The organism is Bacillus sp. USDA818B3_A (assembly GCF_009928415.1).
GTDB lineage: Bacteria > Bacillota > Bacilli > Bacillales > Cytobacillaceae > Neobacillus.
Genome location: NZ_JAABNN010000023.1, coordinates 15,002 through 36,954, shown reverse-complemented (window position 1 = coordinate 36,954; position 21,953 = coordinate 15,002). Strand labels below are relative to the sequence as shown.

Below are 21,953 nucleotides of genomic sequence, written 5' to 3'. Positions count from 1 at the left end.
CTTCAATATAAAAACTTTCATACTAGGAAGGAGAAAGACCCAATGGCAAGAGAGTTCTCCTTAGAAAATACTCGTAATATCGGTATCATGGCTCACATCGATGCCGGTAAAACGACTACCACTGAGCGTGTTCTTTATTACACTGGTCGTATTCATAAGATTGGTGAAACACATGAAGGTGCATCTCAGATGGACTGGATGGAGCAGGAACAAGAACGCGGTATTACAATCACGTCTGCAGCTACAACTGCTTCGTGGAAAGGTCACCGCGTAAATATCATTGATACACCAGGACACGTAGACTTCACTGTTGAAGTTGAACGTTCACTTCGTGTACTTGATGGTGCAGTAGCAGTACTTGATGCACAATCTGGAGTTGAACCGCAAACTGAAACAGTTTGGCGCCAAGCAACTACTTATGGTGTACCGCGTGTTGTTTTCGTTAACAAGATGGATAAAATCGGAGCGGACTTCTTATATTCTGTAGGAACCATTCACGATCGTCTACAAGCGAATGCACACCCAATTCAGTTGCCAATCGGTGCTGAAGATCAGTTTGAAGCAATCATTGACCTTGTTGAAATGAATGCTGTATTCTACGGTAATGACTTAGGTACTGATATTGAAGTACGTGACATTCCTGCTGAATATATGGATCAAGCTGAAGAATATCGTGAGAAGCTTGTTGAAGCAGTAGCAGAATTAGATGAAGAGTTAATGGAAAAATACCTTGGTGGTGAAGAGATCACTAAAGAAGAGCTTAAAGCAGCTATTCGTAAAGGTACTGTTAATGTTGAATTCTACCCTGTAATCTGTGGTTCAGCATTCAAAAACAAAGGTGTTCAATTAATGTTGGATGCAGTTATCGATTATCTTCCATCTCCACTAGATGTACCTGCAATCAAAGGTCATGCTGTGGATGATGAAGAAGAAGTTCTTGAGCGTCACTCAAGCGATGAAGAGCCATTCTCAGCTCTTGCATTCAAAGTTATGACAGACCCTTATGTTGGTAAACTAACGTTCTTCCGCGTTTACTCAGGTACTTTAGAGGCTGGATCATATGTCCAGAACTCAACTAAAGGCAAGCGTGAGCGTATCGGACGTATCCTTCAAATGCACGCAAACAGCCGTCAAGAAATCTCTAAGGTTTTTGCTGGTGATATTGCTGCTGCTGTAGGTTTGAAAGATACAACAACTGGCGATACTCTATGTGATGAGAAAAACCTTGTTATCCTAGAGTCTATGCAATTCCCTGAGCCAGTTATTCAACTTTCTGTTGAACCAAAATCAAAAGCAGACCAAGACAAAATGACAACTGCTTTACAAAAACTTCAAGAAGAAGACCCAACTTTCCGTGCACATACAGATCAGGAAACTGGACAAGTCATCATTGCTGGTATGGGTGAATTACACCTTGACATCATCGTTGACCGTATGCGCCGTGAATTTAAAGTTGAAGCTAACGTAGGTGCTCCACAGGTAGCCTACCGTGAGACTTTCCGTGGATCTGCACAAGTCGAAGGTAAGTTTGCCCGCCAATCAGGTGGTCGTGGACAATACGGACACGTTTGGATCGAATTCGGCCCTAATGATGAGGGTAAAGGATTTGAATTCGTAAACGGTATCGTCGGTGGTGTAGTTCCACGTGAATACATTCCTGCTGTACAAGCTGGTCTTGAAGATGCATTAGATCGTGGTGTTCTTGCTGGATATCCATTAGTTGATATTAAAGCAAGATTGTTCGACGGTTCTTACCATGATGTTGACTCCTCTGAAATGGCGTTCAAAATTGCTGCCTCTATGGCACTTAAAAACGCTGCTTCTAAGTGTCAGCCGGTTATCCTTGAACCTGTTATGAGAGTAGAAGTTGTAATTCCTGAAGATTACCTAGGTGATATCATGGGACAAATTACTGCTCGTCGTGGCCGTGTTGAAGGTATGGAAGCTCGTGGTAATGCACAAGTTGTACGTTCAATGGTTCCACTTTCAGAAATGTTTGGTTATGCAACTGCACTTCGTTCAAGTACACAAGGTCGCGGAGTATTCTCTATGCACTTTGACCACTACGAAGAAGTTCCTAAATCAATCTCTGAAGAAATCATTAAAAAAAATAAAGGTGAATAATTGATTTTCACCTTTATATAAAGTATAACTACTTATGTAAGTAAGGAAACTGTTGATTTGGGAAACCAATTAATAGTTTCCGCCTAAAAATATACTTAAAACCTTATAATCCAAAGGAGGATTTTTCTAATGGCAAAAGCTAAATTCGACCGTTCTAAGCCACACGTTAACATTGGTACAATCGGACACGTTGACCATGGTAAAACTACTTTAACAGCTGCAATCACTTCAGTACTTGCTAAATCAGGTAAAGCTGAAGCTCGTGCATACGATCAAATTGACGGTGCTCCAGAAGAAAGAGAACGTGGTATCACAATCTCTACTGCACACGTTGAGTATGAAACTGATAACCGTCACTACGCACACGTTGACTGCCCAGGACACGCTGACTATGTTAAAAACATGATCACTGGTGCTGCTCAAATGGACGGCGGTATCCTAGTTGTATCTGCAACTGATGGTCCAATGCCACAAACTCGTGAGCACATTCTTCTTTCTCGTCAGGTAGGCGTACCTTACCTTGTTGTATTCATGAACAAGTGTGATATGGTTGATGACGAAGAATTACTTGAGTTAGTAGAAATGGAAATTCGTGATCTATTAACTGAATATGATTTCCCTGGCGATGACACTCCAGTTATCAAAGGTTCTGCTCTTAAAGCATTAGAAGGCGAAGCTGCATGGGAAGAGAAAGTTATTGAATTAATGGCAGCAGTTGATGAGTTCATCCCAACTCCAACTCGTGACACTGATAAACCTTTCATGATGCCAGTTGAGGATGTATTCTCAATCACTGGTCGTGGTACTGTTGCTACAGGACGTGTTGAGCGTGGTGTAGTTAAAGTTGGTGACGTAGTTGAAATCGTTGGTTTCACTGAAGAGCCAAAATCTACAACTGTAACAGGTGTAGAAATGTTCCGTAAGCTTCTTGATTTCGCTGAAGCTGGTGACAACATTGGTGCCCTTCTTCGTGGTGTAGCTCGTGAAGATATCGAGCGTGGACAAGTTTTGGCTAAGCCAAAATCAATCACTCCACACACAAAGTTCAAAGCACAAGTTTACGTTTTATCTAAAGAAGAAGGTGGACGTCATACTCCATTCTTCACAAACTATCGTCCACAATTCTATTTCCGTACTTCTGATATTACTGGTATTTGTAACCTACCAGAAGGTACTGAAATGGTAATGCCTGGTGACCACATCGAAATGACTGTTGAACTAATCGCTCCAGTTGCGATCGAAGAAGGAACTAAGTTCTCTATTCGTGAAGGCGGACGTACAGTTGGTTCAGGTTCAATCACAACTATTTCTGAGTAATCTCTATATAAAAGCAGATGGATGACGATCCATCTGCTTTTTTTATTTGATTAATACATACTTAATTATCTCCTGGTGGAACTATATCCTTCAAAGTGAAGGGGTAAGTTTGCTAATGGTTAGGTTCAGACAGTGCACCGTCGAAATTGAGAGAAGCAGTCCGATGTTTGATTAGGTTAAGACAGTGCCCCTTTTAAAGAAGAAGGTAAGTATACCGATGCCGCCGCATTCGCCATGCTGATTACCAACCTACTAACAATTCCACCGAAAAAAACAAACCTTATTTTTTAAAAATACCATGTTCTTTCTATTATATTAGTTAGATAATTAAAAAAACATCACACCGCACTAATACGTATTAGCATCTAGGACACTTGGGGCGCAAAACACTGCCAAAAATATATTAAAATCAAAAGAATTAATTAGGATATTTTTGGAGATTAAGATTAACAGTTGAAAAACACATTAACACCCTTTATAATAGAAAAAGTGTTCAAGACAGAGACATAAAGAAAAGTTGTAATAAAATGTTGCGTTTGCTTTATGTTTTATGTATAATAGACAATGTTGGTCTTTGACTGCGATGATGTGGAAGGTTGCTGACACACCCGGCCGCTTTGCCATGGCGAGTGTGTGGGAAATTTTCACTGAGAATGTCTATTTTGAAAATAGGCGAATAAAGGAGGGAAAATAATGGCAAAACAAAAAATTCGTATCCGTCTAAAAGCGTATGATCACAGAATCCTTGATCAATCTGCAGAAAAAATCGTTGAAACAGCTAAACGTTCAGGTGCGGCAGTATCGGGTCCAATCCCACTTCCAACTGAAAAGTCTGTTTACACAATTCTTCGTGCGGTTCATAAGTATAAAGATTCTCGCGAACAGTTCGAAATGCGGACACATAAGCGTCTAATCGACATCGTTAACCCAACTCCACAAACAGTTGATGCGTTAATGCGTTTAGATTTACCATCTGGTGTTGATATCGAAATTAAACTTTAATCAAATAAACTATTACAAATTTAGGAGGTGTGACTTACATGACCAAAGGAATCTTAGGAAGAAAAATTGGTATGACTCAAGTATTTGCAGAAAACGGAAACTTAATTCCGGTAACTGTTGTTGAGGTAGCTCCAAACGTTGTACTTCAAAAGAAATCAGTTGACAGCGATGGATATGTTGCTGTTCAAGTAGGTTTTGAAGACAAACGTGAAAAGTTATCTAACAAACCTGAAAAAGGACATGTTGCTAAAGCAAATACTGCTCCTAAGCGCTTCATTCGCGAATTCCGCGGGGACGACTTAGCAGCATATGAGGTTGGTCAGGAAGTCAAAGTTGATATTTTCGCTGCAGGAGATATCGTAGATGTAACAGGAATCTCAAAGGGTAAAGGTTTCCAAGGTGTTATCAAACGCCACGGACAATCACGCGGCCCAATGGCTCACGGTTCACGTTACCATCGTCGTCCTGGTTCAATGGGACCTGTTGCTCCAAACCGCGTATTCAAAGGTAAATTATTACCAGGACGCATGGGTGGAGATCAAGTTACTGTTCAAAACCTTGAAATCATTAAGGTTGACACTGAGCGTAACTTACTTTTAATCAAAGGAAACGTACCAGGTGCGAGAAAAGCATTATTAAAAATCAAAGGTGCGGTTAAAGCATAATTCACTTTGTAAGAAAGGAGGAACAAAGGAATGCCTAAAGTAGCATTATTAAACCAAAACGGTTCACAAGTTGGTGATATCGAACTTAATGAAGCAGTTTTTGGTATTGAGCCTAACCAACACGTATTATTCGAAGCAATTATTATGCAAAGAGCTTCTTTACGTCAAGGAACTCATAAAACTAAAGTTCGTTCAGAAGTAGCAGGCGGTGGCCGTAAGCCATGGAGACAAAAAGGAACTGGCCGTGCTCGTCAAGGGTCAATCCGTTCACCACAATGGCGCGGAGGTGGTACTGTATTCGGTCCAACACCACGCAGCTACAGCTATAAATTACCTAAAAAGGTTCGTCGCTTAGCAATTAAATCAGCACTTTCTTCTAAAGTGTTAGAAGAAAATATCTTGGTACTTGAAAGCTTGACTTTCGAAGCACCAAAAACTAAAGAATTCAAATCAGTATTAGGTGGTCTTTCTGTTGAGAAGAAAGCTCTAATCGTTACTGCTGACCTAGATGAGAACGTAGCGTTATCTGCTCGCAACATCCCTGGTGTAACAGTTGTAACAGCTGATGGAATCAACGTTTTAGACGTTGTAAATCATGATAAATTGATCATGACTAAAGCAGCGGTTGAAAAAGTAGAGGAGGTGCTTGCATAATGGATGCACGCGATATCATTAAGCGCCCCGTTATCACTGAGCGGTCTACTGACCTAATGTCTGAAAAGAAATATACGTTTGAAGTTGATGTTAGAGCTAACAAAACTCAAGTTAAAGATGCTATTGAAGAAATCTTTGGCGTTGATGTTGATAAAGTAAACATCATGAACTATAAAGGTAAGTTTAAGCGTATGGGTAAATTTGGCGGTTACACAAACAAGCGTCGTAAAGCAATTGTTAAATTAACTGCTGATAGTAAAGAAATCGAAATTTTTGAAGCGTAAGAAGCTATCAAGAAGAGGAGGGAAATATTATGGCGATTAAAAAGTACAAACCTACCTCCAATGGTCGTCGCGGAATGACAGTTTCTGATTTCGCTGAAATCACAACTAGCACTCCTGAAAAGTCTCTATTAGCTCCATTAAAGAGCAAAGGCGGCCGTAATAACCAAGGTAAGTTAACTGTTCGTCATCAAGGTGGCGGCCATAAGCGTCAATATCGTTTAATTGATTTTAAACGTAACAAAGATGGCATTCCAGGACGCGTTGCTACAATTGAGTACGATCCAAATCGTTCTGCGAATATCGCATTAATTAATTATGTTGATGGAGAAAAGCGTTATATCTTAGCTCCAAAGAACTTAGAAGTTGGTATGGAAATCATGTCTGGCCCTGAGGCTGACATTAAAGTAGGTAACGCCCTTCCATTAGCTAACATTCCTGTTGGTACAGTAGTACACAACATCGAGTTAAAACCAGGTAAAGGCGGACAATTAGTTCGTTCTGCAGGAACATCTGCTCAAGTACTTGGTAAAGAAGGTAAATACGTACTTGTACGTTTAACTTCTGGTGAAACTCGTATGATCCTAGCTGACTGCCGTGCATCTATCGGTCAAGTAGGTAACGAGCAACACGAACTTATTAACATTGGTAAAGCAGGTCGTTCTCGTTGGTTAGGCAAACGTCCAACTGTACGTGGATCTGTAATGAACCCTAACGATCACCCACACGGTGGTGGTGAAGGACGTTCACCAATCGGACGTAAATCACCAATGTCTCCATGGGGTAAACCTACTCTTGGATTCAAGACTCGTAAGAAGAAGAATAAGTCAGATAAGTTTATCGTACGTCGTCGTAAAAAATAACGGGACTAGTGCTACGGTTCAAGAAAGAACCGTAGAGCAGTCACGAAGGGAGGTTCCTTCATGGGTCGCAGCTTGAAAAAAGGACCATTTGTTGATGATCATTTAATGGTTAAGGTCGAAAAGTTAAATGAAACTGAGAGTAAACAAGTTATTAAAACTTGGTCTCGACGTTCTACGATTTTCCCACAATTTATCGGCCACACTATCGCTGTTTATGATGGTCGCAAACATGTGCCTGTATATGTTACTGAAGACATGGTAGGACACAAGCTTGGAGAATTCGCTCCAACTCGTGCTTACAAAGGCCATGGTAATGATGACAAGAAAACAAGACGTTAAGAGAGGAGGGCATTTAAATGCAAGCTAAAGCTGTTGCAAGAACAGTTCGAATTGCTCCTCGTAAAGCACGTTTAGTCGTTGATCTAATCCGAGGTAAGCAAGTTGGTGAAGCGGTGGCGATTTTAAATCTCACTCCTAAGGCTGCTTCTCCAATCGTAGAGAAAGTATTAAAATCTGCTATGGCAAATGCTGAGCACAACTATGAGATGGACGTTAATAATCTAGTTGTTGCACAAGCATTCGTTGACGAAGGACCAACTTTAAAACGTTTCCGTCCTCGTGCTATGGGCCGTGCAAGTCAAATTAACAAGCGCACAAGCCACATTACAATCGTTTTAACAGAAAAGAAGGAGGGATAAGCTGTGGGTCAAAAAGTAAATCCAGTCGGTTTGCGTATCGGAATCATCCGTGATTGGGAATCTAAGTGGTACGCAGGTAAAGACTTCGCTGATCTTTTACACGAAGACCTTAAAGTTCGTGAGTATATCACGAAGCGTTTAAAAGATGCTTCTGTTTCTAAAGTAGAAATCGAACGTGCTGCTAACCGTGTGAATGTAACAGTTCATACAGCAAAGCCTGGTATGGTTATCGGTAAGGGCGGTACTGAAGTTGAAGCACTTCGTAAAGCATTAAATCAACTTACTGGCAAACGTGTTCACATCAATATCCTTGAAATCAAGAGAGCTGATCTTGATGCGAAATTAGTTGCTGAAAATGTTGCTCGTCAATTAGAAAACCGTGTATCTTTCCGTCGTGCGCAAAAGCAAGTTATCCAACGTGCAATGCGTGCTGGTGCGAAAGGTATCAAAACAATGGTATCTGGTCGTTTAGGTGGAGCTGATATCGCTCGTTCTGAACACTACAGCGAAGGAACTGTACCACTTCATACTCTTCGCGCTGATATCGACTATGCTACAGCTGAAGCTGATACTACTTATGGTAAGCTTGGCGTAAAAGTGTGGATCTATAAGGGAGAAGTCCTTCCTACTAAGAAGAAAAATGCGGAAGGAGGCAAATAATCATGTTATTGCCAAAACGCGTAAAATATCGCCGTCAACACCGTGGAAAGATGCGCGGTCAAGCTAAAGGCGGTACTGAAGTAACATTCGGTGAGTATGGCCTACAAGCATTAGAAGCTTCATGGATCACAAACCGTCAAATCGAAGCAGCTCGTATTGCGATGACACGTTACATGAAACGTGGCGGTAAAGTTTGGATTAAAATTTTCCCTCACAAGCCTTATACTGCTAAGCCTTTAGAAGTTCGGATGGGTTCCGGTAAAGGGGCACCAGAAGGCTGGGTAGCTGTTGTAAAGCCTGGAAAAATCATGTTCGAAATCGCTGGCGTTTCTGAAGAGATCGCTCGTGAAGCACTTCGTCTTGCAATGCACAAACTTCCTGTGAAATGTAAGTTTGTAAAACGTGAAGAAATTGGTGGTGAATCAAGTGAAAGCTAATGAACTACGTGAACTTACCACTGCTGAAATTGAACAAAAAGTTAAATCATTAAAAGAAGAGCTTTTCAACCTTCGCTTTCAATTGGCGACAGGACAACTTGAAAACACAGCTCGTATTCGTGAAGTACGCAAATCGATTGCTCGCATGAAGACAGTTGTTCGTGAAAGAGAAATCAGCGTTAATAAGTAATTACCTGAGAGGAGGTTCACATAATGAGTGAACGTAACCAGCGCAAAGTTTACACTGGACGCGTGGTTTCTGACAAGATGGATAAAACCGTTACAGTTCTTGTTGAAACACATAAAAAGCATCCATTATACGGTAAACGCGTTAAGTACTCTAAAAAGTTTAAGGCTCATGATGAGCAAAACCAGGCTAAAATCGGTGATGTAGTACGCATCATGGAAACTCGCCCACTTTCAGCTACTAAACGCTTCCGTTTAGTTGAAGTAGTAGAAAAAGCAGTTATTATTTAATTGTTCGGATATTCTTCATTTCCGAAGGGAGGTTACACACATGATTCAACAAGAATCACGTTTAAAAGTTGCTGACAACTCTGGCGCTCGTGAGGTACTTACGATTAAAGTTCTTGGTGGTTCAGGTCGCAAAACTGCTGGTATTGGTGATGTGATCGTTTGTACAGTAAAACAAGCAACACCTGGTGGCGTTGTTAAAAAGGGTGACGTTGTTAAGGCTGTTATTGTTCGTACAAAGAGCGGTGCACGTCGTCCAGATGGTTCTTACATCCGTTTTGACGAAAATGCTTGTGTCATTATTAAAGATGATAAGAGCCCACGTGGTACTCGTATCTTCGGACCAGTTGCCCGTGAACTTCGCGATAACAACTTTATGAAAATTGTCTCATTAGCTCCAGAAGTATTATAATTTCAAAATTAATTGCCTTTAAGGAGGTGCGCACAGATGCATGTAAAAAAAGGTGATAAAGTAAGAGTCATCTCTGGTAAGGATAAAGGCAAGACAGGTGTGATCCTAGCTGCCTATCCAAAAGAAAGCCGCGTAGTGGTTGAAGGTGTTAATGTTGTGAAAAAACACTCTAAGCCTTCACAAGTGAACCCACAAGGCGGAATCATTAACTTTGAGGCTCCTATCCATGTATCAAACGTAATGCCTATCGATCCTAAAACAGGTAACCCAACTCGTGTAGGTTACACAACGGTTGATGGCAAAAAAGTACGCGTAGCAAAATCCGGTGAAGTATTAGATAAATAGTTTATAAAAGAAGGGAGGTACAATGAATGAACCGCCTAAAAGAAAAATTTGTTAAAGAAGTTACTCCTGCTCTTATGAGCAAGTTCAATTATAAATCAATCATGGAAGTTCCTAAACTTGAAAAGATCGTAATCAACATGGGTGTTGGTGACGCTGTTGCTAATGCAAAAGCACTTGACAATGCTGTTGAAGAGCTTGCGACTATTACTGGTCAAAAACCTGTTGTAACTCGTGCGAAAAAATCTATTGCAGGCTTCCGTCTTCGTGAAGGTATGCCGATCGGTGCAAAGGTTACTCTTCGCGGTGAGCGCATGTACGAATTCTTGGATAAATTAGTTTCCGTTTCTTTACCACGTGTTCGTGACTTCCGTGGTGTTTCTAAAAAAGCATTTGATGGTCGCGGTAACTATACACTAGGTATTAAAGAACAATTAATCTTCCCTGAAATTGATTATGATAAAGTAAGCAAAGTTCGTGGTATGGATATCGTTATCGTAACTACTGCAAATACTGATGAAGAATCACGTGAACTTTTAACTCAATTTGGAATGCCATTCCAAAAGTAATCGATAAATAAGGGAGGCGAAAACGTGGCTAAAAAGTCAATGATTGCGAAACAACAACGCACGCCTAAATTCAAAGTACAAGAGTACACACGCTGCGAACGTTGTGGACGTCCACACTCTGTATACCGTAAATTTAAGCTTTGCCGTATTTGTTTCCGTGAATTAGCATACAAAGGACAAATTCCTGGTGTTAAAAAAGCTAGCTGGTAAAACTAGAAGTTAGGAAGGAGGTAAGAATAATGGTCATGACAGATCCAATTGCAGATATGCTTACTCGCATTCGTAATGCGAACATGGTACGTCACGAAAAATTAGAAGTGCCTGCTTCTAATTTAAAGAAAGAAATCGCTGAAATCCTAAAGCGTGAAGGTTTCGTACGCGACGTCGAGTTTATCGAAGATAACAAACAAGGTATTATCCGTATCTTCCTTAAGTACGGTGCAAATAACGAACGTGTTATTACTGGTCTAAAGCGCATTAGTAAGCCTGGACTACGTGTTTACGCAAAATCAAATGAGGTACCACGTGTACTAAACGGACTTGGTATTGCATTAGTTTCAACATCGACTGGTGTTGTTACAGATAAAGAAGCCCGCGCAAAACAAATTGGCGGCGAAGTTTTAGCTTACGTTTGGTAATTAGTTTTTGAATGAATGGAGGTGCTACCTAAATGTCTCGCGTAGGAAAAAAACCAATCGAAATTCCAGCAGGAGTTACGGTTACATTAAACAATAATACAGTTACTGTTAAAGGACCTAAGGGCGAACTTACTCGTACTTTTAATCCTGATATCACAATTAACGTAGAAGAAAACACTGTTACAATCTCTCGTCCATCTGATGTGAAAGAACACCGCGCTTTGCACGGTACAACTCGTGCGGTAATCGCAAACATGGTTGAAGGTGTATCTACTGGCTTTACTAGAGGCTTAGAGTTAATCGGGGTTGGTTATCGTGCCCAAAAGCAAGGTAACAAACTTGTATTAAACGTTGGTTATTCACACCCAGTTGAAATTGAACCAGAAGCTGGCCTTGAAATCGAAGTACCTGCTAATACTAAAGTTATTGTAAAAGGTACTGACAAGGAACGTGTTGGTGCATTAGCAGCAAACATCCGTCAAGTTCGTCCTCCAGAGCCTTATAAAGGCAAAGGAATCCGTTACGAAGGCGAATTCGTTCGTCGTAAAGAAGGTAAAACCGGTAAGTAATGCCGCATAAGTAAACGAAAGGAGTGACGTAAATGATTACGAAGCAAGATAAGAACGCTACTCGCAAGAAAAGACACGCTCGTGTTCGTGCGAAACTTAGCGGTACTTCTGCTCGTCCACGTCTAAATGTGTTCCGTTCAAACAAACACATTTATGCTCAATTGATCGATGACATGAATGGAGTTACTTTAGCAAGTGCTTCAACAATGGAAAAAGATTTCGGTCTTGAATCGACTAGTAATATTGAAGCTGCAAAAGCGATCGGTGAATTAGTTGCTAAACGTGCGGTTGAAAAAGGTATCACTGCTGTTGTCTTTGACCGTGGAGGATACCTATATCACGGACGTGTGCAAGCTTTAGCTGATGCTGCTCGTGAGAACGGCTTACAATTTTAATAGACAAAGGAGGGACACAAAAAGATGCGTCGTATTGATCCAAACAAACTTGAACTAGAAGAACGCGTAGTTACGGTTAACCGTGTTGCGAAAGTTGTTAAAGGTGGACGTCGTTTCCGTTTCACTGCTCTTGTAGTAGTTGGGGATAAAAACGGTCATGTAGGTTTCGGAACTGGTAAAGCGCAAGAAGTGCCAGATGCAATCCGTAAAGCCATCGAAGATGCTAAGAAAAATTTAGTGGAAGTACCAATGGTTGGAACTACTGTTCCTCACCAAGTACTTGGACGCTTTGGTGCTGGCGAAATCCTATTAAAACCTGCTTCTGAAGGTACTGGAGTTATCGCTGGTGGTCCAGTTCGTGCTGTTTTAGAATTAGCTGGTGTTGCTGACATCCTTTCTAAATCACTTGGAACTAACACACCAATTAACATGGTTCGTGCAACAATTGATGGTTTAAAACAATTAAAACGTGCTGAAGACGTAGCAAAACTACGCGGTAAATCAGTAGAAGAACTGTTAGGATAAGGGGGGAATTCAAATGGCGAACAAACTATTAGTTACCCTTAGCCGCAGTGTTATTGGTCGCCCTGAAGACCAACGTGCAACAGTAACTGCATTAGGATTACGTAAAGTAAATCAAACAGTTGAGCATCAAGATAATGCTGCGATCCGCGGTATGATCAATAAAGTTGCTCACCTTGTAACAGTAAAAGAACAATAATCAATTGTTTTCTTTCATAAGGAGGTGCCAATATGAAACTTCATGAATTAAAACCTGCAGAAGGTTCTCGTAAAGAGACCAAGCGTCTAGGTCGTGGTATCGGTTCTGGTCAAGGTAAAACAGCAGGTAAAGGTCATAAAGGTCAAAATGCTCGTTCTGGCGGCGGTGTACGCGTTGGATTCGAGGGTGGTCAAACACCTTTATATCGCCGTTTACCAAAACGTGGTTTTACCAATATCAGCCGTAAAGAATACGCAGTTGTTAACCTTGATGCTTTAAACCGCTTTGAAGAAGGTACAGAAGTTACTCCAGAACTTCTTATCGAAACAGGCGTTGTAAGTAACGAAAAAGCAGGGATCAAAATCCTTGCTAAAGGGAACGTAGAGAAAAAGTTGACTGTTAAAGCTCACAAATTCTCCTCTGCTGCTAAGGAAGCTATCGAAGCTGCTGGTGGAACTACTGAGGTGATCTAATGTTCCAGACAATCTCCAATTTTATGCGCGTGGGTGAGATAAGACGTAAAATAGTATTCACCCTTTTAATGTTAGTCGTTTTTCGACTAGGTACATTTATTCCAGTACCGAACGTAAATGCTGATGTTCTTGCTAATCAAGATAAGCTAAGTGTATTCGGTATCCTTAATACCTTCGGAGGTGGAGCATTAAAACAATTCTCCATCTTTGCAATGGGTATTATGCCTTATATTACTGCTTCGATTATCATTCAGCTTTTACAAATGGACGTTGTTCCAAAATTTACGGAATGGTCCAAGCAAGGTGAATCTGGCCGTCGTAAGATTGCTCAATTCACACGATACTTTACTGTTGTGCTTGGATTTATCCAAGCATTAGGCATGTCCTATGGTTTTAATAACCTAGCCAGCGGACAATTGATTGAGAAACCTGGTATTGGTACGTATTTATTAATTGCTGTTACGCTTACAGCGGGCACTTCGTTCTTGATGTGGCTGGGCGAGCAAATTACTGAAAAAGGTGTAGGAAATGGTATTTCCATCATCATCTTTGCAGGAATTGCCTCTGGTATCCCATCTACGGTTAACCAGATCTATGTTCAGCAATTTGAAAATGCCGGTGAAGCATTATTCTTACGTATTGTAACGGTTATCCTAATCGTTATTGCGATAATTGCAATTGTTGTTGGTGTAATTTTCATTCAACAAGCTAATCGTAAAATACCTATTCAATATGCAAAACGCATGGCAGTAGGACGTAATCCTGTTGGCGGGCAGTCCACCCATATGCCGTTAAAAGTTAATGCTGCGGGTGTTATCCCAGTTATCTTTGCGGTGTCCTTTATTGTCACTCCAAGAACGATCGCTTCATTCTTTCCAACAAATGAAGTCACGCTCTGGATTACAAAATATCTTGACTATACTCATCCTATCGGGATGACACTATATGCTATTTTAATTATCGCGTTTACTTATTTTTATGCTTTCATACAAGTTAACCCTGAACAAGCGGCGGAAAACTTACAAAAGCAAAGCGGCTATATCCCTGGGATCCGCCCAGGAAAGAGCACACAGGAATATTTAACTCGCGTTCTTTACCGATTAACCTTTGTCGGTGCCTTATTCCTAACCATTATTGCGATACTTCCAACCATTTTTATTAAATTGGCGAATCTACCGCAATCTGCCCAAATAGGTGGAACAAGTTTGTTAATCGTTGTCGGTGTTGCACTGGATACGTACAAACAGCTTGAGGCTCAATTGGTTAAACGTCATTATAAAGGCTTTATAAAATAATAGGTTTTAGGGAGCTTCAAAGCCCCTTAAAACCCACTTATTGCACGAGGGGGGAACACGTGTGAATTTAGTATTAATGGGGCTTCCAGGTGCTGGTAAAGGCACACAAGCCGAAAGAATCGTCGAAGGATACGGCATCCCTCATATCTCTACTGGAGATATGTTCCGTGCTGCGATGAAAGAAGGAACAGAACTAGGTTTACAAGCAAAGTCATTTATGGATAAAGGCGAACTTGTTCCAGATGAGGTAACAATCGGCATTGTGCGTGAGCGACTTAGCAAGAATGATTGTCAAAAGGGTTTCCTTTTAGACGGCTTCCCTAGAACTGTACCTCAAGCTGAGGCTTTGGAAAATCTGCTCACTGAATTAAACAAAAAGATAGATTATGTTATCAATATCAATGTTGATAAGAGCATTCTTATGGATCGTCTGACAGGACGTCGGATTTGTAAAGAATGCGGCTCAACTTATCATTTAATCTTTAATCCTCCTGCAAAAGAGGGTGTCTGCGACAAATGTGGCGGAGAACTGTACCAAAGAGCGGATGATAATGCTGAGACGGTTCAAAATCGTTTAGACGTTAATATTAAACAACAAGAGCCATTATTAACATTCTATGAAACAAAAGGATATCTTCGCACGATTGATGGACAGCAGGATATTAGAAAAGTATTTGCTGACATCGAACAGTTACTAGAAGGCTTACGTTAATGGTCATTTGTAAAACCGTGCGAGCGACTCTCGACAACTCTTTAATAAATGTCAAAAGTATGTGCTAGAAAATTGCTTTTCTATAATACGGAGTATGTAGAACCGAGAGTTGGGCAAGACTTACATGAGAAATTGGTAAAATTCCTTATGTAAAAAAACTTGAGGACAGATGACGAACAATATGGTAATATTAAAAGGTTGCTATTGTTGTACGATTAGTAGGTTTGCATGATATTTTCGAACACTATTTTTGATTATAAGAAGGGAGACGAGACAATGGCCAAAGACGATGTTATTGAAATTGAAGGTAAAGTACTAGAAACTTTGCCGAATGCGATGTTTAAGGTAGAATTAGAAAATGGTCATACAGTGCTGGCTCATGTTTCCGGTAAAATTCGTATGCATTTTATTCGAATTCTTCCTGGTGACAAAGTAACAGTTGAGCTTTCTCCATATGACTTAACACGCGGAAGAATTACCTACCGCTTCAAATAAACTGCTTGCTTGCACTCCGTACTATTAAGGAGGTTAGGATAATGAAAGTAAGACCATCTGTCAAACCGATCTGCGAAAAGTGCAAAGTTATCCGTAGACGCGGAAAAGTCATGGTTATCTGTGAAAACCCTAAACACAAACAAAAACAAGGTTAATTTTAAGGAGGTGCGCTCATTATGGCACGTATTGCTGGTGTAGATATTCCACGTGAAAAGCGTGTAGTTATCTCTTTGACTTACATTTATGGTATTGGTAAAGCTACTGCACAAAAAGTATTAGCTGAAGCTGGTGTTTCAGAAAATACTCGTGTACGTGATTTAACTGAAGATGAATTAAATAAAATCCGTGAAATCATCGACAAATTAAAAGTCGAAGGTGATCTTCGCCGTGAAATTTCTCTTAACATTAAGCGATTAATGGAAATCGGCTGCTACCGCGGATTACGTCATCGTCGTGGTTTACCGGTTCGCGGACAAAATACGAAAAACAACGCTCGTACACGCAAAGGTCCTCGTAAGACTGTTGCGAACAAGAAGAAGTAATCGGCAAAGGAGGTTAATTTAAATGGCACGTAAAACTAATACACGTAAACGTCGTGTTAAAAAGAATATTGAAGCTGGTATCGCTCATATTCGTTCAACTTTTAACAATACGATTGTAACTATCACTGATGTTCATGGTAATGCAATTTCTTGGTCAAGTGCAGGTGCGCTTGGATTTAGAGGTTCTCGTAAATCTACTCCATTCGCAGCTCAAATGGCAGCTGAAACTGCAGCTAAAACTTCCATCGAACATGGTATGAAAACTCTTGAAGTTACTGTAAAGGGACCTGGTGCTGGCCGTGAAGCTGCTATCCGTGCTCTTCAAGCTGCTGGTCTTGAAGTAACTGCTATTAAAGACGTTACACCTGTTCCTCATAATGGATGCCGCCCACCAAAACGTCGTCGTGTTTAATTTTTCTGTATAGAATTCGTATCATATGTCCATAATGGGATATGATATTAATTATTTGCACTATACAAGAGAATTTATTCCAGTTGTTGTGCACAAAACGGGAACGTATACATGGGGGAATTTCAGTTAGGAATACCTAATGAAGTTTCGACGTTTTGAAGGAGGGTTATTTGATGATCGAAATAGAAAAACCAAAAATCGAAACGATTGAGATCAACGATGATGCCAAGTACGGTAAGTTCGTCGTAGAGCCACTTGAGCGTGGATATGGTACCACTTTGGGTAACTCCTTACGTCGTATCCTATTATCTTCACTCCCAGGTGCCGCTGTTACATCGATTCAAATCGATGGGGTACTTCATGAGTTCTCAACAATTGAAGGCGTCGTAGAGGATGTAACATCCATCATTTTAAACATTAAAAAATTGGCTTTGAAAATTTACTCTGATGAAGAAAAAACCCTTGAAATTGATTTGCAGGGTGAAGGTCCTGTTTCTGCGGGTAATATTACTCATGACAGTGATGTTGAGATTTTAAATCCAGACCTTCATATTGCTACATTAGCTTCAAATGGTCATCTTCGTATGCGTTTAACGGCTAAACGTGGTCGCGGATATACACCGGCTGAGAATAACAAAAGAGAAGATCAACCGATTGGTGTCATTCCTATCGACTCTATTTTTACGCCTGTTTCCCGCGTGTCTTATCAGGTAGAAAACACCCGTGTAGGTCAATTATCAAATTTTGATAAGCTAACGCTTGATGTTTGGACAGATGGAAGCACTGGGCCAAAAGAAGCGATTGCTCTTGGTTCGAAAATTTTGACCGAGCATTTGAATATATTCGTAGGTTTAACCGACGAAGCTCAAAATGCTGAAATTATGATTGAAAAAGAAGAAGATCAAAAAGAAAAAGTTCTTGAAATGACTATTGAAGAACTAGACCTTTCTGTTCGTTCTTACAACTGTTTAAAGCGTGCTGGAATCAACACTGTTCAGGAATTAGCAAATAAGACTGAAGAAGATATGATGAAAGTTCGTAACTTAGGCCGTAAATCACTCGAAGAAGTGAAGGCAAAACTAGAAGAGCTTGGATTAGGTTTACGTAAGGACGACTAGTCTAATCGTACTTTAATCTGTTTTATGACTTCAACAAAGGAGGGAACCCTTCATGGCATACAGAAAGTTAGGACGCACTAGCGCACAGCGTAAAGCTATGCTACGTGATTTAACTACAGATTTAATTATCAACGAGCGCATCGAAACAACAGAAACTCGTGCGAAAGAAATTCGCTCAACTGTTGAAAAAATGATCACACTTGGTAAGCGCGGAGATTTACATGCTCGCCGTCAAGCTGCTTCTTACGTTCGTAATGAAGTTGCTAATGCTGAAACTGGTCAAGATGCTGTTCAAAAACTTTTCGCTGATATCGCTCCACGTTACCAAGAGCGTCAAGGTGGATACACTCGTATTATGAAACTTGGACCTCGCCGCGGTGACGCTGCGCCAATGGTTATTATCGAGTTAGTTTAATACACTTTTACAGACAACAAGGGCGCTGGACAGTTTACAATCAAACTTGTTCTTTGCCCTTGTTCTGTAAAGGAAATTTTTATAATAGTCCGACACAAGCCAAACGAGTGTTATGATGAGCGTGACTCCAAAACTTGGAGCCTAAAGGGCTTAATTTATCCCTTAATTGAAAACGGTTCAGAAAATATGTTTTCTCTTTCACGACTCGTCTAGCTCATGCACCTCCTCCCATTTCTCTTTAGAAATCCTTACTTGCAGTGAACTACATGCTGCCTAGGGACGAGGTGCGGGCTTTTTTTGTTGTATCTAAGACATTTTATTAATGAGCAGAGTATAGTCTAGCTAGGGAGAATGGCACAATGAAAAAGTCGATTGTTTCTCTTAAGGAAGTATCTTATCAGTATGACACCCAAGAACGATATGCCCTTAAAAATGTCAGCTTTGATATTTATGAGGGAGAATGGCTTGCTATTGTTGGTCATAACGGTTCTGGTAAATCAACAATGGCGAAATTACTAAACGGTCTCCAGTTTCCTATGGAAGGTGAGATCATCATTGATAGCATAAGCTTGAGTGAAGAAACCATATGGGACGTCCGAAAAAGGGTCGGGATGGTTTTTCAAAATCCTGATAACCAATTTGTAGGTACAACTGTACAGGATGATGTGGCTTTTGGTTTAGAAAATAATGGGGTGCCTCGGGAAGAAATGGTGCAGCGAGTGGAGGATTCTTTAAGAAAAGTAAAGATGAATCAATTTCTATATCAAGAGCCGCACCATCTATCAGGCGGGCAGAAGCAGCGTGTAGCCATTGCAGGTGTACTAGCTTTAAGGCCATCTATCATTATTCTTGATGAAGCAACTTCTATGCTCGATCCCAGGGGACGTGAAGAGGTATTGGAGACAGTCCGATTGTTGAAACAAGAAAAGGCGTTAACTGTAATCTCCATTACGCATGATCTGGACGAGGCAGCGAAAGCAGATCGCATTATTGTAATGAATCGTGGAGAAGTATTTCGGGAGGGAACACCTGAAGAGATTTTTACAATGGATGAGCAATTGGTACAATTAGGACTGGATATTCCTTTTTCTGTGAAAATGAGCAAAGCCTTTCGTCAAAATGGGATTAAACTATCAAAGCATTATTTATCAGAAGAAGAGTTGGTGACAGAGCTATGGACATCTCGCTTCAACATGTAGACTACAAATATCAAGCAAACACTCCTTTTGAGCGGCTGGCTATCCAAGATGTCTCCATTGATATCCCAGAGGGAACATACCTGGCGATTATTGGTCACACAGGCTCGGGCAAATCAACGGTCCTGCAGCATTTAAATGCGCTCCTGCAGCCATCGAATGGAACGGTTAAGATTGGTGAATATGAAGTAAAAGCCGGACAAAAAAATAAACAGTTAAAACCTGTGCGGCAAAAGGTTGGGATTGTGTTTCAATTCCCTGAACATCAGTTATTTGAAGAAACCGTCGAAAAGGATATAATCTTTGGCCCGATGAATTTTGGTGTTTCCGAAACTGAGGCAAAGGAGAGGGCCCATCTTGCCCTAAAACATGTGGGTCTTGCAGAGGAGATTTTAGTTAAATCACCGTTTGACCTTTCAGGAGGCCAAATGAGACGTGTGGCGATTGCTGGTGTGCTTGCGATGGAACCAGACGTTATCGTCTTGGACGAACCTACTGCAGGTTTAGACCCGAGAGGCCGCAAAGAGATTATGGATATGTTTTATTCCCTCCATAAGGAAAGAAGGCTTTCTACGATTCTTGTTACACATAGTATGGAAGATGCAGCAAGGTATGCTGACGAAATTGTCATCCTTCAGCAAGGTAAAGTTACTAAAAAAGGGACTCCTGAAGAGATTTTCTCTGCACCAGTAGAATTATTACAAATGGGTCTCGATGTTCCAGAAGTAGTTCGTTTTCAGTTGAAATTGGAGAATGAAACAGGTATCAAATTAGATAAAATCTATCTCACGATTGATGAGTTATCATCGAAAGTCACAGAGGTAATAAGCAGGGGTGTCCGCTCATGATGGAAAAAATGATCTTCGGACGTTATGTTCCTGCAGATTCAACTGTTCACAAAATGGATCCTCGATCGAAGCTTTTGATTATTTTTCTTTTTGTCTGCATCATCTTTCTTGCTAATAACTGGATTACTTATGCACTTATTGGTATTTATACTTTTTATATGCTAGGCATGTCGAAGATTCCCGCCCGCTTTTTATATGGGGGGCTTAAGCCTGTTCTTTGGCTTGTATTGTTTACATTAGTGATGCAGCTGTTTTTTACAAAACAGGGTGATCTTCTCTTTAAATTCGGTCCAGTAGAGATATATGAAGAAGGGGTTAGACAGGGGATTTATATTGCATTGAGATTCTTCTTTTTAATCCTTATGACATCTTTACTAACACTAACGACTAGTCCTATTGAGATAACGGATGGAATGGAAACTCTTTTAAATCCTTTAAAAAAGGTACGGTTTCCGGTTCATGAGATGGCACTCATGATGTCTATTTCTTTACGCTTTATTCCTACTCTTATGCAGGAAACGGACAAGATTATGAAGGCACAAATGGCCCGTGGGGTTGAGTTTGACAGCGGACCGCTAAAAGAGCGGATAAAAGCGGTTGTTCCTTTATTGATTCCTTTATTTGTCAGTGCTTTTAAACGGGCGGAGGAACTTGCTATTGCAATGGAGGCACGCGGATATCGCGGCGGCGAAGGGAGAACCAAATTCCGCCAGCTTAGCTGGAGTAAAGTCGATACCCTTCAAATCCTTTTATTAGTTATTTTAACTATTTTACTATTCCTATTACGTTCATAATGGAGCGAAACGATGAAAAGGTATAAGTGTATTATTTCTTATGATGGCTCAGGATTTTCCGGATATCAAGTACAGCCCAATAAGCGAACCGTCCAATCTGAACTCGAAGCAGTGCTGACCAAAATGCATAAGGGTGAACATATTAAAGTTTCAGCCTCTGGCAGAACGGATGCTGGCGTTCATGCAAAGGGTCAGGTTATTCATTTTGATTCGTCCCTGCCTATTTCAGAAGAAAAGTGGGCAAATGCTCTGAATTCGCTTTTGCCGGAGGACCTATCTGTTCTTTCAGTACTTAAAGTGAATTCATCGTTTCACGCCCGGTTTGACGCCATTGGAAAGGAATATCACTATGTCCTTCAGCTTTCTAAGATAAGAGATCCATTCATGCGGTACTTTGCTTGTCATTACCCATATGAATTAAATATCGAGGCAATGAAAGAGGCAAGTCGCTTTTTCTTAGGCACCCATGATTTTACCAGTTTTTGCTCAGCTAAAACGGAGGTAAAGGACCGAGTCCGAACCATCGAAAAGATTGATTTTATTATCGATAAAAATAGTTTGACGCTCAAGTTTTTTGGAAATGGCTTTTTATATAATATGGTTCGAATCCTTACAGGCACTCTCTTAGAAGTAGGGATAGGCAAGCGGACACCTGAGGAAATGCTTCATATTCTAGAAAAAAAGGACCGGCGTTTTGCTGGGAAAACTGCCCCGGCTCAAGGTCTTTATCTGATGAAAGTATTTTATGAATAAAATTTCTAAAACAACTTTTCCTGGTGTAACATTTTCTTGACATTTAGACTGGGAGAATTTATTATATTAGATGTGCGTG

Annotated in this window: 35 protein-coding genes; all 35 read left to right on the top strand. The window is 40.6% G+C overall.

Going from position 1 to position 21,953, the window contains the following annotated elements:
- Positions 1 to 42 precede the first annotated feature (42 nt).
- The 35 genes from fusA to truA all read left to right on the top strand — a co-directional run bounded on the left by fusA (position 43) and on the right by truA (position 21,874).
- Positions 43 to 2,124 carry an elongation factor G gene (fusA, locus tag GXK58_RS23305; RefSeq protein WP_160725575.1) on the top strand — a complete coding sequence of 694 codons (2,082 nt, stop codon included), beginning with the start codon at positions 43 to 45 and terminating at the stop codon, positions 2,122 to 2,124.
- Between the two features lie 129 nt (positions 2,125 to 2,253).
- Positions 2,254 to 3,441: an elongation factor Tu gene (gene tuf, locus GXK58_RS23300; protein ID WP_160725574.1), complete on the top strand. Its 1,188-nt coding sequence runs from the start codon at positions 2,254 to 2,256 to the stop codon at positions 3,439 to 3,441.
- Between the two features lie 693 nt (positions 3,442 to 4,134).
- Positions 4,135 to 4,443: a 30S ribosomal protein S10 gene (rpsJ, locus tag GXK58_RS23295; protein WP_007085291.1), complete on the top strand. Its 309-nt coding sequence runs from the start codon at positions 4,135 to 4,137 to the stop codon at positions 4,441 to 4,443.
- A gap of 38 nt (positions 4,444 to 4,481) precedes the next feature.
- Positions 4,482 to 5,108, top strand: coding sequence for a 50S ribosomal protein L3 (gene rplC / locus GXK58_RS23290; protein ID WP_160725573.1), 627 nt, complete (start codon positions 4,482 to 4,484; stop codon positions 5,106 to 5,108).
- A gap of 30 nt (positions 5,109 to 5,138) precedes the next feature.
- On the top strand, positions 5,139 to 5,762 hold the full coding sequence (gene rplD / locus GXK58_RS23285; protein WP_160725572.1) for a 50S ribosomal protein L4: 624 nt from the start codon (positions 5,139 to 5,141) through the stop codon (positions 5,760 to 5,762).
- A complete protein-coding gene (gene rplW, locus GXK58_RS23280) occupies positions 5,759 to 6,046 on the top strand; it encodes a 50S ribosomal protein L23 (protein WP_176541446.1) in 288 nt (95 codons plus the stop codon). The genes rplD and rplW overlap by 4 nt, the downstream gene beginning before the upstream one ends.
- A gap of 29 nt (positions 6,047 to 6,075) precedes the next feature.
- Positions 6,076 to 6,906: a 50S ribosomal protein L2 gene (gene rplB / locus GXK58_RS23275; protein WP_160725571.1), complete on the top strand. Its 831-nt coding sequence runs from the start codon at positions 6,076 to 6,078 to the stop codon at positions 6,904 to 6,906.
- Positions 6,907 to 6,966: 60 nt separating this feature from the next.
- Positions 6,967 to 7,245 (top strand): 30S ribosomal protein S19, encoded by a 279-nt coding sequence (rpsS, locus tag GXK58_RS23270; protein ID WP_026565526.1) that lies wholly within the window; start codon positions 6,967 to 6,969, stop codon positions 7,243 to 7,245.
- A gap of 17 nt (positions 7,246 to 7,262) precedes the next feature.
- Positions 7,263 to 7,604: a 50S ribosomal protein L22 gene (gene rplV, locus GXK58_RS23265; RefSeq protein WP_098533214.1), complete on the top strand. Its 342-nt coding sequence runs from the start codon at positions 7,263 to 7,265 to the stop codon at positions 7,602 to 7,604.
- A gap of 3 nt (positions 7,605 to 7,607) precedes the next feature.
- On the top strand, positions 7,608 to 8,264 hold the full coding sequence (rpsC, locus tag GXK58_RS23260; protein WP_160725570.1) for a 30S ribosomal protein S3: 657 nt from the start codon (positions 7,608 to 7,610) through the stop codon (positions 8,262 to 8,264).
- 2 nt (positions 8,265 to 8,266) lie between these two features.
- Positions 8,267 to 8,701, top strand: a complete 435-nt coding sequence (gene rplP / locus GXK58_RS23255; RefSeq protein WP_098533210.1) for a 50S ribosomal protein L16 — start codon at positions 8,267 to 8,269, stop codon at positions 8,699 to 8,701.
- Complete coding sequence (rpmC, locus tag GXK58_RS23250) at positions 8,691 to 8,891, top strand: 50S ribosomal protein L29 (protein WP_098533209.1); 201 nt, start codon at positions 8,691 to 8,693, stop codon at positions 8,889 to 8,891. The genes rplP and rpmC overlap by 11 nt, the downstream gene beginning before the upstream one ends.
- A gap of 23 nt (positions 8,892 to 8,914) precedes the next feature.
- Positions 8,915 to 9,178, top strand: coding sequence for a 30S ribosomal protein S17 (gene rpsQ, locus GXK58_RS23245; RefSeq protein ID WP_066207109.1), 264 nt, complete (start codon positions 8,915 to 8,917; stop codon positions 9,176 to 9,178).
- Between the two features lie 40 nt (positions 9,179 to 9,218).
- Positions 9,219 to 9,587, top strand: coding sequence for a 50S ribosomal protein L14 (gene rplN, locus GXK58_RS23240; RefSeq protein WP_034676100.1), 369 nt, complete (start codon positions 9,219 to 9,221; stop codon positions 9,585 to 9,587).
- Between the two features lie 36 nt (positions 9,588 to 9,623).
- A complete protein-coding gene (rplX, locus tag GXK58_RS23235) occupies positions 9,624 to 9,932 on the top strand; it encodes a 50S ribosomal protein L24 (RefSeq protein WP_160725569.1) in 309 nt (102 codons plus the stop codon).
- Positions 9,933 to 9,958: 26 nt separating this feature from the next.
- On the top strand, positions 9,959 to 10,498 hold the full coding sequence (gene rplE, locus GXK58_RS23230) for a 50S ribosomal protein L5 (RefSeq protein ID WP_160725568.1): 540 nt from the start codon (positions 9,959 to 9,961) through the stop codon (positions 10,496 to 10,498).
- Positions 10,499 to 10,522: 24 nt separating this feature from the next.
- The gene (gene rpsN / locus GXK58_RS23225) at positions 10,523 to 10,708 is read left to right on the top strand and encodes a 30S ribosomal protein S14 (protein ID WP_007085277.1); all 186 of its coding nucleotides are present in this window, start codon (positions 10,523 to 10,525) and stop codon (positions 10,706 to 10,708) included.
- A 29-nt stretch (positions 10,709 to 10,737) separates the two neighbouring features.
- Entirely contained in the window at positions 10,738 to 11,136 is a 399-nt protein-coding gene (gene rpsH, locus GXK58_RS23220; RefSeq protein WP_098533206.1) for a 30S ribosomal protein S8, read from the top strand.
- A 32-nt stretch (positions 11,137 to 11,168) separates the two neighbouring features.
- Complete coding sequence (rplF, locus tag GXK58_RS23215; protein WP_160725567.1) at positions 11,169 to 11,705, top strand: 50S ribosomal protein L6; 537 nt, start codon at positions 11,169 to 11,171, stop codon at positions 11,703 to 11,705.
- Between the two features lie 32 nt (positions 11,706 to 11,737).
- On the top strand, positions 11,738 to 12,100 hold the full coding sequence (gene rplR, locus GXK58_RS23210) for a 50S ribosomal protein L18 (protein WP_160725566.1): 363 nt from the start codon (positions 11,738 to 11,740) through the stop codon (positions 12,098 to 12,100).
- A gap of 24 nt (positions 12,101 to 12,124) precedes the next feature.
- Positions 12,125 to 12,625 carry a 30S ribosomal protein S5 gene (rpsE, locus tag GXK58_RS23205; protein ID WP_160725565.1) on the top strand — a complete coding sequence of 167 codons (501 nt, stop codon included), beginning with the start codon at positions 12,125 to 12,127 and terminating at the stop codon, positions 12,623 to 12,625.
- Positions 12,626 to 12,638: 13 nt separating this feature from the next.
- Positions 12,639 to 12,821 (top strand): 50S ribosomal protein L30, encoded by a 183-nt coding sequence (rpmD, locus tag GXK58_RS23200; RefSeq protein ID WP_101645946.1) that lies wholly within the window; start codon positions 12,639 to 12,641, stop codon positions 12,819 to 12,821.
- Between the two features lie 32 nt (positions 12,822 to 12,853).
- Positions 12,854 to 13,294, top strand: coding sequence for a 50S ribosomal protein L15 (rplO, locus tag GXK58_RS23195; RefSeq protein WP_160725564.1), 441 nt, complete (start codon positions 12,854 to 12,856; stop codon positions 13,292 to 13,294).
- A complete protein-coding gene (gene secY, locus GXK58_RS23190; RefSeq protein WP_160725563.1) occupies positions 13,294 to 14,589 on the top strand; it encodes a preprotein translocase subunit SecY in 1,296 nt (431 codons plus the stop codon). Before rplO ends, secY begins: the two co-directional genes overlap by 1 nt.
- 61 nt (positions 14,590 to 14,650) lie before the next feature.
- The gene (locus tag GXK58_RS23185) at positions 14,651 to 15,301 is read left to right on the top strand and encodes an adenylate kinase (protein ID WP_160725562.1); all 651 of its coding nucleotides are present in this window, start codon (positions 14,651 to 14,653) and stop codon (positions 15,299 to 15,301) included.
- A gap of 276 nt (positions 15,302 to 15,577) precedes the next feature.
- Positions 15,578 to 15,796: a translation initiation factor IF-1 gene (gene infA, locus GXK58_RS23180; protein ID WP_034676129.1), complete on the top strand. Its 219-nt coding sequence runs from the start codon at positions 15,578 to 15,580 to the stop codon at positions 15,794 to 15,796.
- 41 nt (positions 15,797 to 15,837) lie between these two features.
- Positions 15,838 to 15,951 carry a 50S ribosomal protein L36 gene (rpmJ, locus tag GXK58_RS23175; protein WP_000868344.1) on the top strand — a complete coding sequence of 38 codons (114 nt, stop codon included), beginning with the start codon at positions 15,838 to 15,840 and terminating at the stop codon, positions 15,949 to 15,951.
- 21 nt (positions 15,952 to 15,972) lie between these two features.
- Positions 15,973 to 16,338 carry a 30S ribosomal protein S13 gene (gene rpsM / locus GXK58_RS23170; protein ID WP_160725561.1) on the top strand — a complete coding sequence of 122 codons (366 nt, stop codon included), beginning with the start codon at positions 15,973 to 15,975 and terminating at the stop codon, positions 16,336 to 16,338.
- Positions 16,339 to 16,360: 22 nt separating this feature from the next.
- On the top strand, positions 16,361 to 16,750 hold the full coding sequence (gene rpsK, locus GXK58_RS23165) for a 30S ribosomal protein S11 (RefSeq protein ID WP_075689916.1): 390 nt from the start codon (positions 16,361 to 16,363) through the stop codon (positions 16,748 to 16,750).
- Positions 16,751 to 16,923: 173 nt separating this feature from the next.
- Positions 16,924 to 17,868 (top strand): DNA-directed RNA polymerase subunit alpha, encoded by a 945-nt coding sequence (locus GXK58_RS23160; RefSeq protein WP_160725560.1) that lies wholly within the window; start codon positions 16,924 to 16,926, stop codon positions 17,866 to 17,868.
- 52 nt (positions 17,869 to 17,920) lie between these two features.
- Positions 17,921 to 18,283 carry a 50S ribosomal protein L17 gene (gene rplQ / locus GXK58_RS23155; protein WP_160725559.1) on the top strand — a complete coding sequence of 121 codons (363 nt, stop codon included), beginning with the start codon at positions 17,921 to 17,923 and terminating at the stop codon, positions 18,281 to 18,283.
- Positions 18,284 to 18,642: 359 nt separating this feature from the next.
- On the top strand, positions 18,643 to 19,482 hold the full coding sequence (locus tag GXK58_RS23150; protein ID WP_160725558.1) for an energy-coupling factor ABC transporter ATP-binding protein: 840 nt from the start codon (positions 18,643 to 18,645) through the stop codon (positions 19,480 to 19,482).
- Positions 19,458 to 20,327: an energy-coupling factor ABC transporter ATP-binding protein gene (locus GXK58_RS23145; protein WP_160725557.1), complete on the top strand. Its 870-nt coding sequence runs from the start codon at positions 19,458 to 19,460 to the stop codon at positions 20,325 to 20,327. Before GXK58_RS23150 ends, GXK58_RS23145 begins: the two co-directional genes overlap by 25 nt.
- On the top strand, positions 20,324 to 21,121 hold the full coding sequence (locus GXK58_RS23140; RefSeq protein ID WP_160725556.1) for an energy-coupling factor transporter transmembrane component T family protein: 798 nt from the start codon (positions 20,324 to 20,326) through the stop codon (positions 21,119 to 21,121). The genes GXK58_RS23145 and GXK58_RS23140 overlap by 4 nt, the downstream gene beginning before the upstream one ends.
- Before the next feature lie 12 nt (positions 21,122 to 21,133).
- Positions 21,134 to 21,874 (top strand): tRNA pseudouridine(38-40) synthase TruA, encoded by a 741-nt coding sequence (gene truA / locus GXK58_RS23135; protein WP_160725555.1) that lies wholly within the window; start codon positions 21,134 to 21,136, stop codon positions 21,872 to 21,874.
- Positions 21,875 to 21,953 lie beyond the last annotated feature (79 nt).